We start from the raw sequence: 14,953 nt of genomic DNA, 5'->3' as shown, positions 1-14,953 counted from the left end.
CCGCACCACGCGCTGCTGCGTGGTGCGGCGCTCGCCGGAAAAGGGTCGCCGGGTCCGTCAGTAGACGGGCGGGCGGGTGTCGTCGTGCCGTTCGATGACCTCGCGGTGCGTGGTGTTGCTGCGCTGGGCGTTGAGCACCAGCGCGATGATGATGGCCAGCAGGCCACCACCCATGCAGATGTACCCGATCGCCGTCAGGTCGACACCGCTGATGCCGTCCTGCACGCCGAACGCCAGGATCGCGCCGAGCACGATGAGGCCTATGCCGCCACCGATTCCCATGGTCACTCCTCCCGTCGGGCCGGGCAGGGGGGCCGCCCGGGCAGCCACGAGTCTGGCGCGGGTTGTCCGTTTCCGCGCGGCGAGCGGGATCGTCGAGGCTGATGACGCGGGCCTGCCGGGGCGCCGTGGCCAGGCGGCGGGCCTACTCTCGACCCATGGCCCGGTACCTCGACGTCCACCCCCACGACCCCCAGCCGCGCACCATCGCCCAGGCAGTGCAGATGCTGCGCGACGACGCGCTGATCGCCTACCCCACGGACTCCTGCTACGCGCTGGGCGCCCGCATGGACGACCACGCGGCGGCGGACCGCATCCGCCAGATCCGCCACCTCGACGAGAAGCACCACTTCACCCTGGTGTGCTCGGACTTCACGCAGCTCGGGCAGCTGGTGCAGCTCGACAACGCGGCGTTCCGGGCCATCAAGGCCGCCACCCCCGGGGCGTACACGTTCATCCTGCCGGCCACCAAGGAGGTGCCGAAGCGGCTCGCGCACCCCAAGAAGCGGACCGTCGGGGTGCGCATCCCCGACCACCGGGTGGTGCAGGCGCTGCTGCGGGAGCTCGGCGAGCCGCTGCTGTCCAGCACGCTGCTGCTGCCCGGCGAGGAGCAGCCGCTGACTGACGGCTGGCAGGTCAAGGAGGAGCTCGACCACCTGGTCGACGCGGTGATCGACGCCGGGGACTGCGGCACCGAGCCCACCACCGTCATCGACTGGTCCGAGGGGTACCCCGAGATCGTGCGCGTCGGCGCCGGGGACCCCAGCCGCTTCGAGTGACCGGGGTGAAGGGGGTGCAGGCGACAGGGGACGACGGAGCGCCGCGCGTGCCGGACGACCCGGCGTACCCCCTGGTCGCCGCCTCGGCCCGCACGGTGGACGAGCTGGACGGCATGCTCGTCGAGTGCCGGGCCTGCCCTCGGCTCGTCGCGTGGCGGGAGGCCGTCGCCGCCGCGCCGCGCGCGTCGTTCCGCGGCGAGGAGTACTGGGCGCGGCCGGTGCCGGGCCTCGGCGACCCGCACGCGCAGGTGCTCGTGGTGGGCCTGGCCCCTGCCGCGCATGGCGGCAACCGCACGGGCCGCATGTTCACCGGCGACCGGTCCGGGGACTTCCTGATCGCGTCGCTGCACCGCGCGGGCTACGCCTCACAGCCCACGTCCGTGCGGGCCGATGACGGCCTGGTGCTCACCGGCCTGCGGCTCACGGCGCCCGTGCACTGCGCCCCGCCGGACAACGCCCCCACGCCCGAGGAGCGCCGCACCTGCGCGCCATGGCTCACCCGCGAGCTGCGGCTGGTCCAGCCCCGGGTCGTGGTGGCGCTCGGCGGCTTCGCCTGGCAGGCGATGCTGGCGACCCTCGGCGAGCAGGGCTGGCACGTGCCCCGGCCGCGGCCCCGGTTCGCGCATGGCGCGGAGGCGCCGCTGACGGGGCCCGACGGGCAGGCGCTGACCCTGCTCGGGTCGTTCCACGTCAGCCAGCAGAACACCTTCACCGGCCGGCTGACCCCGCAGATGCTCGACGACGTCTTCCGCCGGGCCCGCGAGCTCAGCGCACCTTGACCTCAGCGCCCCGTGACCTCAGCGCCCCGTGACCTCAGCGCCCCGTGACCTCAGCGCCCCGTGACCGTCCAGCGTCCGGCGGCGAGGTCCATCAGGCGGGGCAGGATGACGTCCCCGGCGACGCGCAGGCCGTCGTGGAGGTACTCGTTGGTGATCCACACCTGCGCGTTGCCGACGCGGTCGGCTGTGCCCAGCGCCAGGCCGAGGTCCACGTAGGGGTCGTCGTAGTACTGCACGGCCGCGACGGGCACCTCGTTGGCGGCCAGCCGGTCGAGGTCGTACAACTGGGGCCACTCGGTGCGGCTGGCGAGCTCCTCGGCGACGGCCTGGAATGGCCGCAGGGCGCTGACCTGCTCGTACATCCACGGGAAGATCGCCTCACCCGTGAGGTGCAGCGGTCGGGCGGTGGTGTCGAACTGCCGCCACCGATCCTGCTCGGCCTGCGCGGCCCAGCCGGGCTCGACGTGGCCCTGGTGGTAGATGACCTCCTGCAGCACGGCGTACAGCGGGTTGTCGTCGAAGCCGGTCTGGTGCGCGACGGCCGCGAGGAAGGCGGCGGACGGCTCAGCCGTGGCCTCGTCGACGAAGGCCGTGTCGAGCAGCCAGTGCAGCGCGTCCGCCCCGGTGCTCATGCCCAGCGGCATGCCCAAGGTCTGCAGTCGCTCGGTGGTGAACGGGTCGCCGTTCGGCAGGCGCACGTCCTCGGCGGAGAGCCGGTCGGCGAGCCGGCCCAGGGCCGCCACGTCGGCCGGGTAGCGGCGCGCGAGCTCGGTGTTGCGCTGCGCCTGCAACGGGTAGGTGGCCCGGTACACGTCCTGCGCGGTGGCCGTGATGCCCGGCAGCCCGCCCGTCACGTAACAGGAGGTCAGCGCCTGCGGGTGGCGGGACAGGTAGGCCAGGGTGAGGAACCCGCCGTACGACTGGCCGAGGGTGGCCCATCGCCGTCCGCCGTAGACGGTGGCGCGCAGGTGCTCGGCGTCGGCCACGATCGCGTCGCCCCGGAAGCACGCCAGGTAGTCGGCGGCCTGGCGCGGGTCGTCGAAGGCCGCGATGGCGCGCCCGTCCACACGCGACGAGCGGCCGGTGCCGCGCTGGTCGAGCAGCACCACCCGGTGCGTCTGCAGCGCCGTCCCCCACCAGCCGCCGCCCAGCGGGCGCGGGCCCTGGCCGCCGGGGCCGCCCTGCAAGAAGAGCAGCAGCGGCAGGTCGTCGCCGGCCTTCGCGGGGTCGACGAGCTCCCGGGCGAACACCTCGATGGACCCGAAGCGCTCCGGCGCGGACCAGTCCACCGGCACGCTCACGCGGTGCTCGCGCACCACGAGCCCCGGGACGCGGTACTCGTCGGCCATCAGCCCAGCACCTCCGGCAGCGCGGGCGGCTCCTGGTCGAGCACGTGCTGCGCGAGGAACGCCTCGATCACCTGGTACCAGACGATCGAGTTCTGCGGCGCGAGGATCCAGTGGTTCTCATCCGGGAAGTACAGGAACTGGTGCGGGGTGCGGCCCTCCTCGTCGGCGGGCAGGCCTGAGCGGGCGTTGAGCTCGTACCAGAGCCGCAGGCCCTCGCCGATCGGGACGCGGTAGTCCTTGTCGCCGTGGATGACGAGCATCGGCGTCGCGATCTTCTCCACGAACAGGTGCGGGGAGTTGGCCAGGGCCATCTCGTCCGTCATCTCCCGCTCCCAGTAGTAGGCCGCGTCCGTCGTCGGGCCGAACTGGTCCAGTGCCCACAGGCTCGCGTGCGTGACGATCGCGTCGAAGCGGTCGGTGTGCCCGGCCACCCAGTTGGCCATGTACCCGCCGAACGACCCGCCCATCGCGGCCGTGCGGGTCTCGTCGATGTCGGGCCGCGCGACGGTGGCGTCGGTGGCGGCCATCAGGTCGGTGAACGGCGCGTCGCCCCACGAGCCCCAGCCACGCTGGACGAAGTCCTGGCCGTAGCCGGTGGACAGCGCCGGGTCGGGCAGCAGCACCGCGTACCCCTGGGCGACGAGCAGCCACGGGTTCCAGCGCCACGACCAGGCGTTCCACGAGTTGAGCGGCCCGCCGTGGATCCACAGCAGCAACGGCGCGGGGCTCGCGGCCGAGGCGCCCTCGGGCAGCGCGAGCCAGGACCGGACGCGCTGGCCGTCCTCGGCGGTGGCGACCACCTCGGTGAGCGTCCCGGGCACGGCGGGCACGGGCGCCGGGGCGCGGAGGGCGGTGGCGGGAACCGGTGATCCAGCGGCGACGGCGGCCGCCAGGTCCACGCGCACCGGGTGCGCGGGCGTCAGGTAGGAGCTGCGCATCGCGTACAGGGTCTGCCCGTCGGGGCTGACCTGGACGTCGGTGAATGCAGCGTCGTCGCTGGTCACGCGCGTGACGGAGTCCGTGGCCAGGTCGATGCGGAAGATCGGCCCGCGGCCGTCGTCATCTGCCGAGACCAGCAGTGCGGCGGAGTCCGGCGTCCACACAGGGCTGTGCGCCCACCGGTCCCAGCCCTCGGCGAGCCGACGCGCGCCGGCGCCGTCCAGGCCCACCACCCACAGCTCCGACCGCGGGGCGCTGTGCGGCGTGCCGAGCGTCCCGCGGGTGTACGCCACCAGCCGGCCGTCGGGCGAGATCACAGGGGCGCTGAGGTCCGCATCCTCGTCCGCGACGAGGGTGCGGCGCTCGCGGGTCGCGACGTCCACCACCTCGAGATGCGCCCGCTGCGCGCCGCGCGCGATCGGCGTCATCCATCCAGTGACGATCGTGCGGCCGTCAGGCGACAGGTCGCTGGACTGCTCGATCAGCGCGGCGGCAGCGCCCGGGGTCACGTCCGTGAGCTCGAGGCGCGGCTCCGGCGCCCCGGCGACAGGCTCGGTGACGTCGGCGTCGAGCGGCGCGGTGAACAGGTGCGGCGTCGCGGGGCCCAGGTCGTGGTCCCAGTACCGCACCGGGTACGACGTGTGCAGGATCGCCGCGACCTTCTTGTCCTTGCGGCCCTTGCGCAGCCGCTCGTCGTCGACGGCGTCCGCGGCGCGCGGCAGCACCTCCGAGCCGACCATGACGATCGGTGCGTCAGCGGCGACACGGACGCCGCCCAGCCCGGCGGCACGGTCGGCGATGACCCGCGCCTCGGCGCCATCGGCGGGCAGCAGCCACAGCGCCGGCGCCGGCTCGTCGTCAGCGCCCTCGCGGGGCTCCGGGTCCGGGCGGGCCGAGGTGAACAGCAGGTCCCCCGACGGCGTGAACGCCGCGCTGGACTCCCCCTTGGCGCTGCGGGTCAGGCGACGCGCGGGCTTCTCCCCCACAGGGTCCACCTCCCACAACGCCGTCACGTACCTCGTGCGCTTCGCGTCGAGCGTCGCGACGGCCGTCACGAGGCGTGTGCCGTCCTTCGACAGCGTGAGGCCCGACATCCGCGGCAGGGCGATGTACTGCTCGAGGTCGTGGAACGGCGTGGGAGGCTGCGGCGTCTGGGTCACGCGTCCGTCCTATCACGCGGGCGCCTCGCCAGGGCATGCGTTCCACACGCGCCGCCTAGCGCGTCGCCAGATCAGTTCGCCGCCCGATCAGTGCGGGGCGGCGCCGTCGCGATCGGACATCCGGGCCAGCATCGCGTTGTACTCGTCCATCTCCACGTCCCCGTCGCGGTCCACCTTGCGGTCACGGCGACGCGCGACCCGCTCGTCGTCCCGCGCCCAGGACACCGCGACGCCGACGGCCAACGCCAAGGTCGGCAGCTCGCCGATGCCCCAGGCGACCCCGCCGCCCTTCTGCTGGTCGGCGATCGCGGACGGCCCCCACTCGCGGCCCAACAGCCCGAAGTAGTCGGCGACCAGCAGCGACTCCCCGTTGAGCAGCGTCACCCCGAAGAACGCGTGGAAGGCCATCGTGCCGAACAGCACGAGGATGCGCTGCGGGTACGGCGGGCGCTTCGGGCCGGGGTCCACGCCGATCAGGCCGTTCGCGAACAGGTACCCGGCGAGCGAGAAGTGCACCACCATGACGATGTGCCCGACGCTGCTGGTCAGGGCCCACTCGAACGCGTTGGTGTAGTAGAAGACGATCATCGACCCGGCGAAGTTCACCGCCGCGACGATCGGGTTCGCGAAGAACTGGCCGAGCCGGCTGTGCACCAGCACCAGGATCCACTCGCGAGGGCCCCGCGACGCGTCCCCGCGCAGCGACACCGACCGCGACGGCAACGCCCGCAGCGCCAGCGTCACCGGCGCCGCGAGCGCCAGCAGGATCGGGATGACCATCGCCAGGATCATGTGCTGCACCATGTGCGCGCTGAACAGCACATGGCCGTACATGGCGGGGCCGCCGGACGTCGTCCAGAAGAAGATGACCAGCCCGGCCACCCACATGAGAGTGCGGCTCATCGGCCACGTGTCGCCGCGCTTGCGCAGGCGGCGCACCCAGGCCAGGTAGACCACGATCCCGGCGACGGCGGCGAACGCGAACATCAGGTCCCAGCGCCACTCAGTGAGCCAGCGCAGGGGCGTCGGCTCGGGCGGCAGCGCGTGGCCGGTGACGATCTCGGCGGGCGTCGGGTTGCCGATGGGCTCATCGGGCACCGGCGGCGACGTCGAGCCGAGCGCGGCGGCCACCCCGGAGACGGCGCCCATCACGGCGAGCTCGACGGCGACGAGGCGCCAGAACAGGCGTGCGCCGGCCCCACGGGTGTCGACGCCGGCCAGCGCCGGGATGACGCGGCGTCGGTGCCACAACCCCAGCAGCCCCAGGGCGCCGAACAGCACGGCCTTGACGATGACCAGCACGCCGTAGCGGCTCGCCATCCCGTCCATGCCGCCCACCCGGACCACGGCGTTGACCAGCCCGGACACGGCGACCGCCGCGAAGCACCAGCCGGCGATCACCGAGTAGCGGGCCACCGCCGGTCCCAGGTCCGCGCCCAGCCGGCTCAGCAGCACCGCCAGAGCCGCCAGGGCGCCGATCCACACCGCCGCGCCGACCAGGTGCACGAACATGGACGTGGTGGCCAGGTCGTGGCTGGCCGATCCGGCGGCGTGGCCGGTCTGCGCCTGCTGCCACAGCGCGACGACGACGAGCACTGCCGTCCAGGCGGCGCCCGTCGGGGTCGCGACCAGCAGCGCGAGGGCTGTGACGACCGCCGCGAGGGTCGTCACCAGGATGAGCGTGCGGCCCAGGTCGATCTGGGTGACGAAGACGCCGAGCTCCTCGCCGAACGTCGCCGAGTCCGGCGGGCGCCCGCTCACCGAGGCGTAGGTCAGCACCAGGTGGACCATGCTCAGCACCGTCCACACGGCCGCGGAGACCCCGGCGAGGACCAGGCTGCGCGCATAGCCATCGCCCACGACAGGGCTCACGCCGCCCCGTGCCGGGCGGGACGTGGCCGTCCCCACCGCTGCCGCGGCCCGGCGCGGGAGGACCCCGATGGCCAGGACCAGGGCGCCGAGGGTGAGCGAGCCGGCGAGCTCCGTGAGTGTGGTGACGACGGGGAGCCCCCAGCGCACCACGGCGCCCGGGTCCCGCAGGAAGCCGGGCACCGCGGCGCCCGACATCCACACGCCGAGGACGGCGAGCAGCGCGCCGCTGCCCGCGAGCAGCGCGAGGAGCCCCCCGACGCCGACCCTGGGGTTGTGGTCGGTGTCAGTGGCTGGGGGCGCCTCGCGCACGGTCATCGGCTCAGTTCTTCTTCCGCTGGCTCATGCGCAGCGCGACAAGCGCGCCGCCCGCGATGACCATCACGAGCGCGCCGATGCCGACGATCTGCCCGGTGGACAGCCCGCCGTCCTCCTCGGGCTCCACCACCGCCGAGGTCACGACGGCCTCGGGCTGCGACTCCTCGGCCTCCGCCGTCGGCTCGTCCTCGACGACCGGCTCGGCCGTCTCCGCGGGCGCCTCGACGCCGATGGCCGTGGCCTCCGACGCGGTGAAGGACAGCTCGCCGGACAGCGGGTGGCCGTCCGCGGAGGTCACCCGCCACTGCACGGTGTACGTGCCGGCCGGCAGCACCCCCTCGATGGGCTGGCTGACGCTCGAGTCGACGAGCACCGGCTCGCCCACGCTCACGAGGCCGCCATCGGGCGCGACCACCGCGATCTCGGTGCCGATCGCCAGCGCGGGCTGGTCGAAGGTGAGAGTGAGCTGCTCGGGCACGACGGTGACCGTCGAGCCGTCAGCCGGGTCGGTGGAGCGCAACGAGTTGTGGGCGCTCGCGCCGCCGGCGCCGAGGCCGACGAGGACGAACGCGGCGATGACCGCCGCGAGGACACGCCGCGCAGGGCGCAGGGCGACAGGAATGCGGGACATGTCGACCATCATCGCCTCTGTTCGCCAGGGGGCCGAACTTCCGATCCGCCCTCCGGCGCGGCGGCGGCCCGGCGGCGGGACCAGGCGAGCGCCAACGCCAGCAGCCCCGCCACGGCGCCGAGGCCGCCCAGCGCGCGGGCCACCGGATCGGCGCCTGCACTGCCGCCCTCACCTGCGGCGTCGCCCGCCGTCTGGCCCGAGTCGGAGTCGGAGCCTTGCCGCCCCACCGGCTCGGCGCTGACAGCCGCGTCCGCCGTGGGCGTGGGTGTGACCTCCGTCGCGTCGTGCGCGTCACCGGCGGTGGTGGTGAAGGCCGGCGCCGGATGCGCGGGCTCCTCGTCGCCCGCCGCCACCTCGTCCCACACCACTACGGAGCCGTCCGAGTACGTCTGCTCGGCGGGCAGCACCAGCGTCGTGCCGGCCTCCGGCAACGGCCCGCCCGAGATGGCGAACTCCAGGAACTGGCCCGGTCCGATCTGCACGCCGGGATCTGCCGTCCACGTCACCACGGACGGCGCCTCCGTGATCTCCGTGCCGTGGCTCGTCACGGGGGTCGCCAGCGCCGCCTTCTCCACGGTGGCCGTCCAGCCCGGCACCGCGAGCGCCGAGACGTGCAGGAGTGGCGAGTCGGCGGGCAGGCGCACCTGGAGCCGCGTGGTGCCCGCGGTGGCGGACTCGTTGGGCACCCGGAACGTCAGGCGCGCCCAGCCGCCGGCGGCGGTGCGCTCCGGGATGACCGTCACGTGGGCTGAGGCGGGGGGCGCGATGAGCAGCAGCGCCCCGGCGAGGGCGAGCGTGCTGGCGAGGGCGCCCGCGCGGGCGGGCAGGGGTCTACGCATGGTGGGTCCTTCGAGGCTGGTGGCCCGCACGATCGGCGGGCGCGGGATGTCGGTCAGGGCGCAGGCCGGACCGGTCCCGTCAGCGGCGCGCTACGTGCGCGGCCCGGGAGGGCCCGACGACTGGCCGCCGGGTGGCCCGCGCACCCCGGCGGGGCCGGGCTGGAGCTGCGGCCCCGCGACGAGGACGTGGTCGCGGGGCACGCCTGGGAGGACGCCCTGCGGGAGGCGTGCCACGGCGGTCAACCGCTCCAGCGCGGGGCGCAGCCAGGCGGCGAGCCACCACAGCGCGCGTTCCCCCAGGAGCAGCACCAGCGCGGCGGCGAGGGTGGCCGCGACGTGCGCGAACAGCATGGTCCGATCGACGAGTTGGCCATGCGTCAGACCGGAGGCCAACCCGTCCAGCGGCGCCGCCACGGCGTCCGACGACGTCCCGCAGCCGGCGCTCACCGCCTCATGGCCGCCGTGGTGCGCGTGCCCGGCGTCGGCCGCGGGGGCCGCCACAGGCGCGCAGGCCGGTGAGGTCGCCAACAGCCCGAAGGCGTGGTGCAGCGCCACCTGCCCGATGCCCAGCAGGCATCCCACGGCGACGAGGCCCAGACGTGACCGCGTCGCGACGACGCACCCGGCGAGGATGACAGCGGCCAACAACGCGAGGACTGTCGGCGCGGGCAGCTCGGCTCCCCCGGCGACATGGGCGCCCGCCGCGAGGCCGAACACCACGGCGGTCAGCGCGAGCGCGCGGGCGAGCCGCAACGGTCCGCTCGCCGGTGAGGCCATGCAGGGCACCCTATGCAGCGCGTGGCCCGTCGCCGGAGGGCCGCTCAAGTCCGAATCGTTTATGCGGAGACGCGCCCCTCAGCCCCTCATCGCGTCGCGTGGTGCGGCGCCCCACGGTCGCCGTCACCTAACCGTGATCAGTGTGAGAAGGATCGTTTCGATAGAAGTTCCCGAACTCTCCTGGTTTGCGTCATCCTGGGCGCATGAGCACCGAGGAGACGCCGACCCGCGGCCTGCTGGTCGCCGTGTGCGGCATCGACGCGAGCGGGAAGACGACCCAGGCCGCGCGGATCGCCGAGCACCTGCGCGACAGCCGCCCGGTCCACATCACCCGCCAGCCCACCGACCTCTACCGGGGCGACGACCTGGTGCGCTCCGTCGAGAGCCTCGACCGGCGCACCCCCGAGGCGATGCGCGAGCTCGCGCTGCTCGCCGCCTTCGACCTCGCCCGGCACGCCCGCACCGTCATCTGCCCCCGGCTCGACCGCGGGGAGACGGTCATCGCCGACCAGTACGTGTTCTCGACCTACACGTTCTTCCAGGCCTGCGGCCTCACCGAGATGGACTGGCTGGTGCAGCTCAACCGGTTCGCGCCCGCCCCGGACGTCACCCTCTACCTGGACGTCCCCGCCGAGACCGCCGCCAGCCGCATCGTGCACCGGGAGGGCTCGCTGCGCCAGAAGCAGGACATCGACCTGCGGCGCCTCATCGACTCCCGCCAGACGTACCTCGAGCAGCCGTGGGGCCGGCGCACCACCTACCACGTGGTCGATGGCGCCCGGCCCATCGACGAGGCGGCCCGGGACGTGCTGAGCCTCGTCGACTCCGCCGCCCAGGACCTCGAGGACCGCACGCGCAAGGGCGCTCCTGCCCGGAGCGCGGACATCGCCGCGCCGTGCTCCCCCGCCAAGGAGGCATCGGCCACGGAGCCGTCCCCCAAGGACCCGTTCTCCTCCGAGCCGCCCCCGACCCCCGAGCAGGGCACCAGCGTCCTCGTCTGAGGGGCGCGACGGCGGGCGCCGCTCACGCCGGACAGCTCTCGTCATGGCCGGGTCGTGCTGCGACCCGGCCACGACGGAGTGGCGCCGTGGCGCCGTGGCTCAGGCCCGCGCGAGCGCCTCGCCGGACCTGGCCGCGACTCCGGAGCCCGCCGTCGACGCGCCATCGCGGGCAGCGGGCGCCAGCCGAGGCACACCAGCCTTGGCCAGGACGACCGACGCCACCGCGCCCACCGCCAGGCCGGCCAAGGCGACGAGCCCCGCGACGGGTGAGGTCGTCCAGCGCCCGTCGATGAGGAACACCGCCGCGACGGTGCACGTCGGGATGCCCAGCAGCGTGAGGAACCAGCCGGTCGCACGGCCCAGGTCCAGGCCCCGGACGTGGGTGATCCCCAGGCCGAGCAGGACGAAGAAGAGCGACCACATGGCGGCCCAGGTGGCCCAGATGACCGCGAACACCGGATCCGTCCCCACGGTCGCGACAGCCTGGAACAGCGCCACCGCCGCGACGAACGCGCTGAAGAACCCGAAGCCCTGCGGCTCGATCCCCCGCAGCGAGAGCAGCCCGAACCACAGGTAGGTGAACCCGAACAGGTAGCTGGGCCAGGTGGCCGCCACGACAGCCGGGTCCGACCCGTGCTGCACCAGCACGAGCGTGGGCAGCACCACCTGCGCCGTGCCGACGAACAGGTTGAGCGGGGCGGCGCTGCGCGCTGACACCAGCCCGAGGGAGGAGACGCCGTTGACGAACAGCACCGCCCCGACGAGGAGCAGGCCGACGTTGCCCATCAGCGGGTCACCAGCTCGACGAACGTCGCGGACGAGATCACGGGGGCGAAGAAGTTGTTGATGCGCTCGAACGTCGCGGCCTCCTGGTCCGGGTGCTGCGTGCCGGTCGCGTCGCCGATGACGATGGGCAGCAGGCCGTGGTCGCGGGCCGCCCGGGCGTTCCCCTCGATGCACCAGTCGGTGTGGATGCCGGTGATCACCACCACCTCGACCCGCTTGCGCGCGAGCTCGAGCGGGAGGTCCGTGCCCACGAAGGCCGTCTGCAGGGCCTTCTCGTACAGCGTGCTGTCGCCCGGCTCCACGAGCTCCGCGAGTTCGGGGACGAGCGCGTTGTCCCATGCGATCTGCTCAGGCGTCGCGTCGATGTGCCCGGTCCAGGACGCGTACTGCGCGCGGTCGAAGTCGGTGCCCGGGTAGGAGTCACGGAACACCGAGTAGCCGATCCATGCGAACGAGACGAAGTTCGGCGCCCGGCGTGCGGCCTGCACAGCCTGGACGGTCGCGGGAAGGCTGCCGCGGAACGCGTGCCCCTCGGCGTACTGCACGCCGCCGGGGCGGTAGAGCGAGTTCGACTGGCTGACGGACAGGAACGCCGCCGGCCGGGAGAGGATCTCGCGGAGGTCGAGCGAGGCCCACTGGGCGGCGAGCGGCGGGATCGAGGCGACGTTCGTCGCCGGGTGGCCGAGCACGGCCGGGTCCAGCTCGACGGGATCCAGCGGGGTCACGCGGGATGCGACGGGAAGGTCGACAGACATGGGAGCCTCCGGGCTCTTCGACGGGCGCGCGGCGGAGCGCGCGCGGCAGGACATGCGGGGTGGGGTGGAGGGCTGCCCAGCCGGGAGGCGCGCGGCAGCCGTCAGCGTGCTCGAGGCACGCGGAGCCCGGGGCCGAAGAGCACCCGGGAGAGGTCGTTCAGGGGCAGGCCGTCAGGTGGCGCGTCAGCGCACGGTCGACGGCGACATACAGACACGGACGCGGGGCCGCACGCAGCGGACCAGGGCGTTCATCGTGTCGGACATGCGGCGAAGGTAGCACCGCCCCTGATGGGCAGCCAGATCCCGGAACAACGAGTCTTGACAGGCGGACACTTGTCACCCGCACCCCGCTTGACGCGCGGGCCACGGGACGCCATTGTGTCAATGTATTGATTCTTTGACAGGAGAACGTCATGGCGCTGCCCCTGCTCGGACTCACGCTCGCCCTCACCGCGCTGGTCATCGCCGTGGTGCTGGGCGCACAGGCGGCGCGCCGCAGCGGCGAGACGACGCCCGCCCAGGCGCCCTCATCCGACACGGCGCTCGGGGCGAGGCGCCACGCCAGCGTCGTCCGCGGCCTCGCGTGGGGCGCGCTGATCGTCATCGGCGCGGCCACCCTGCGCGTCGTGACCGGCGCGGTGGAGGGCCTCGCCCAAGGCCGGCTCCTGGGCCTGGTCCCCATCGCCGCCGGCATCGCGCTCATCGCCGTCCACGCCGTCGGCGACCTCACCTGGCCGCGTCCGACAGGCGCCATCCGCCGCGCCACGCTCACCCGGCGCACCGCCGCCGACGTCACACCCGGCCCCGCCTACCGGCTCACCGTCGCCTGGGGCGTGGCGCTCGCCACCACCCTCATCGCCTGCGGGGCGTTCAGCGACGACGGCCGCAGCCTCACCCGCGCGTACGACGCTGGGACGCGTGGGGCAGGCCCCTTCCCCGGCTGGTTCTACGGCGCGCCCCTGCTGATCGCCACGCTCGCGCTGCTCATCGCGGTGCACGGCCTGCTGATCCTGGTCGCGCGCAGGCCCGCCGTCGCCGGCGCCCCCGACGCCTGGGACCTCGAGCTGCGGCGGCATTCCGCCCGTGCGGCCCTCGGGGGCGCGCAGCTCGTGCTGGGCCTGACCCTCGCCGCAGTGCTGATGCTCGCCGGCATGGCGACCCGCAACGTCGGAGCATCCTCGGGGTCGTCCATCGACGGCGAGCTGGTCGACGCGGGCAGCCCACTGCACACCGCGCTCGGCGTCGGCCTCATCCTGCTGGCCCTGGTGATCGCGCTCACCAGCCTCGTCGTGGCGGCGCGCTCACCGCAGGCCGTGCGCGCCCCCGCAGTGGCGCCCGCATGAACGGCACGACGCTCGAGGTGGACCTGGGCTCGTCAGTGCCCCCGTTCGAGCAGATCCGCCGCCAAGTGAGCGAGCACATCGCCGCTGGGCGCCTGGAGCCCGGCACGCGGCTGCCGACCATCCGCGACCTCGCCGCCGACCTCGGCATCGCCCCCGGCACCGTCGCGAGGGCATACCGCGAGCTCGAGGCGTCCGGCCTCGTCACCACACGTCGTCGGACGGGGACCTCCGTGGCGCCAGGCGCCGGAGCCCCCCACGCGGCGCCCCGGCGTGCGGCACACCACCTGGTGACGCTCGGACGCGAGCACGGCATGCCCGACGACCAGATCCTGGACCTCGTCCGGGCCGCACTCGGGAAGCCGGCGCCGGGCAGCCCGTAGCGACGCCTCAGCCCCAGACGAGGCCCTGCGCGGGCTCGGCGAGCACCGCCGCGACATCGGACAGGAACTTCGCGCCCAGCGCGCCGTCCACCAGGCGGTGGTCGAAGCTCAGCGCGAGCTGGGTCACGTGACGCGGCTTGATCTTGCCCTTGTGCACCCACGGCTGCTGGCGGATGGCGCCGAAGGCCAGGATCGCCGCCTCGCCGGGGTTGAGGATCGGGGTGCCGGTGTCGATGCCGAAGACGCCCACGTTGGTGATCGTGATGGTGCCGTCGGACATGTCCATGGGGGTCGTGCGGCCGGCGCGCGCCGTCGCCGTCAGCTCCGAGATGCCCAGCGCCAAGTCCTTGAGGCCGAGGGTGTGCGCGTCCTTGATGTTCGGCACCACGAGGCCGCGGGGGGTCGCCGCCGCGATGCCCAGGTTCACGTAGTGCTTGTAGACGATCTCCTGTGCGGCGTCATCCCAGCTCGCGTTGATCTCCGGGTGGCGGCGCACCGCCGTGAGCACCGCCTTCGCGGCGATCAGCAGCGGCGTGACCCGCACATCCGCGAACTCGCGGTCCTCGCGCAGGCGTGCCACCAGCTTCATCGTCTTCGTGATGTCGAGGGTGTGGAACACCGTGACGTGCGGCGCGCTGAAGGCGCTCGCCACCATCGCCTCGGCCGTCCGCTTGCGCACCGACTTCACAGGCACCCGCGTCTGCCGGCCGCCGTCGCTGACAGTCCCCTGGGCCAGCCAGGGCGCGTCGTCGCCGGGGTAGGTGGCGAGCTTGTGCGCCGACGCCTCGCTCGCGCGGGCGACCACATCCTCACGGGTGACGATGCCGCCGGGGCCGGTGGGGGTCACGGAGCCCAGGTCGACGTCGAGGTCACGGGCCAGTTTGCGCACCGGGGGCTTGGCCAGGACCTGCGGGCGGACGGGCGCCGGCTGGACGGGTGCCGGCTGGGCGGGCGCCTGCCGGGCGGGAA

General features: G+C 73.9%; 15 protein-coding genes. 5 read left to right on the top strand and 10 right to left on the bottom strand.

The annotated features are described in order from the left end of the window. Positions 1-57: 57 nt before the first annotated feature. Complete coding sequence (locus QUV83_RS13900) at positions 58-282, bottom strand: DUF6458 family protein (protein WP_066583712.1); 225 nt, start codon at positions 280-282, stop codon at positions 58-60. 155 nt (positions 283-437) lie between these two features. Here QUV83_RS13900 and QUV83_RS13895 point away from each other — a divergent pair, with 155 nt between their 5' ends. Then, entirely contained in the window at positions 438-1,058 is a 621-nt protein-coding gene (locus tag QUV83_RS13895; RefSeq protein ID WP_289565349.1) for an L-threonylcarbamoyladenylate synthase, read from the top strand. A gap of 47 nt (positions 1,059-1,105) precedes the next feature. Then, a complete protein-coding gene (locus tag QUV83_RS13890) occupies positions 1,106-1,837 on the top strand; it encodes a uracil-DNA glycosylase (protein ID WP_436231924.1) in 732 nt (243 codons plus the stop codon). A 50-nt stretch (positions 1,838-1,887) separates the two neighbouring features. On the opposite strand, the gene QUV83_RS13885 is transcribed toward QUV83_RS13890, so the two are convergent. From QUV83_RS13885 to QUV83_RS13860, 6 genes are all read right to left on the bottom strand, one after another. Further along, positions 1,888-3,186, bottom strand: a complete 1,299-nt coding sequence (locus QUV83_RS13885; RefSeq protein WP_289565347.1) for an alpha/beta fold hydrolase — start codon at positions 3,184-3,186, stop codon at positions 1,888-1,890. Next, the gene (locus tag QUV83_RS13880) at positions 3,186-5,219 is read right to left on the bottom strand and encodes a S9 family peptidase (RefSeq protein ID WP_289565496.1); all 2,034 of its coding nucleotides are present in this window, start codon (positions 5,217-5,219) and stop codon (positions 3,186-3,188) included. Before QUV83_RS13880 ends, QUV83_RS13885 begins: the two co-directional genes overlap by 1 nt. 153 nt (positions 5,220-5,372) lie before the next feature. Continuing rightward, complete coding sequence (locus tag QUV83_RS13875) at positions 5,373-7,472, bottom strand: cytochrome c oxidase assembly protein (protein WP_289565346.1); 2,100 nt, start codon at positions 7,470-7,472, stop codon at positions 5,373-5,375. Between the two features lie 4 nt (positions 7,473-7,476). After that, on the bottom strand, positions 7,477-8,103 hold the full coding sequence (locus tag QUV83_RS13870) for a copper resistance CopC family protein (protein ID WP_289565344.1): 627 nt from the start codon (positions 8,101-8,103) through the stop codon (positions 7,477-7,479). 8 nt (positions 8,104-8,111) lie between these two features. Next, positions 8,112-8,942, bottom strand: a complete 831-nt coding sequence (locus QUV83_RS13865; RefSeq protein ID WP_289565343.1) for a YcnI family copper-binding membrane protein — start codon at positions 8,940-8,942, stop codon at positions 8,112-8,114. A 90-nt stretch (positions 8,943-9,032) separates the two neighbouring features. After that, positions 9,033-9,719, bottom strand: coding sequence for a hypothetical protein (locus tag QUV83_RS13860; RefSeq protein ID WP_289565341.1), 687 nt, complete (start codon positions 9,717-9,719; stop codon positions 9,033-9,035). Between the two features lie 203 nt (positions 9,720-9,922). Between QUV83_RS13860 and tmk the strand changes: the two genes are divergently transcribed. Then, positions 9,923-10,720, top strand: a complete 798-nt coding sequence (gene tmk / locus QUV83_RS13855) for a dTMP kinase (protein WP_289565339.1) — start codon at positions 9,923-9,925, stop codon at positions 10,718-10,720. A gap of 99 nt (positions 10,721-10,819) precedes the next feature. Here the strand turns inward: tmk and QUV83_RS13850 are convergent, their stop codons facing one another. Together QUV83_RS13850 and QUV83_RS13845 are read right to left on the bottom strand one after the other, a co-directional pair. Continuing rightward, complete coding sequence (locus QUV83_RS13850) at positions 10,820-11,506, bottom strand: AmiS/UreI family transporter (protein WP_289565336.1); 687 nt, start codon at positions 11,504-11,506, stop codon at positions 10,820-10,822. Then, complete coding sequence (locus QUV83_RS13845) at positions 11,506-12,261, bottom strand: cysteine hydrolase (RefSeq protein ID WP_289565335.1); 756 nt, start codon at positions 12,259-12,261, stop codon at positions 11,506-11,508. The genes QUV83_RS13850 and QUV83_RS13845 overlap by 1 nt, the downstream gene beginning before the upstream one ends. Before the next feature lie 413 nt (positions 12,262-12,674). On the opposite strand from QUV83_RS13845, the gene QUV83_RS13840 reads away from it, so the two are divergent. Both QUV83_RS13840 and QUV83_RS13835 read left to right on the top strand, forming a co-directional pair. Continuing rightward, positions 12,675-13,604 (top strand): hypothetical protein, encoded by a 930-nt coding sequence (locus QUV83_RS13840; protein ID WP_289565333.1) that lies wholly within the window; start codon positions 12,675-12,677, stop codon positions 13,602-13,604. Continuing rightward, complete coding sequence (locus QUV83_RS13835) at positions 13,601-13,984, top strand: GntR family transcriptional regulator (protein ID WP_289565332.1); 384 nt, start codon at positions 13,601-13,603, stop codon at positions 13,982-13,984. Before QUV83_RS13840 ends, QUV83_RS13835 begins: the two co-directional genes overlap by 4 nt. Positions 13,985-13,991: 7 nt before the next feature. Here QUV83_RS13835 and QUV83_RS13830 read toward each other — a convergent pair. Beyond that, a partial coding sequence (locus QUV83_RS13830; protein WP_289565330.1) for a dihydrolipoamide acetyltransferase family protein occupies positions 13,992-14,953 on the bottom strand: 962 nt, incomplete at its 5' end.

The organism is Cellulomonas cellasea, assembly GCF_030372105.1.
Taxonomy (GTDB): domain Bacteria; phylum Actinomycetota; class Actinomycetes; order Actinomycetales; family Cellulomonadaceae; genus Cellulomonas_A; species Cellulomonas_A cellasea_A.
The sequence above is the reverse complement of the archived record's forward strand: the minus strand, read 5'-3'. Positions and strand labels throughout refer to the sequence as shown.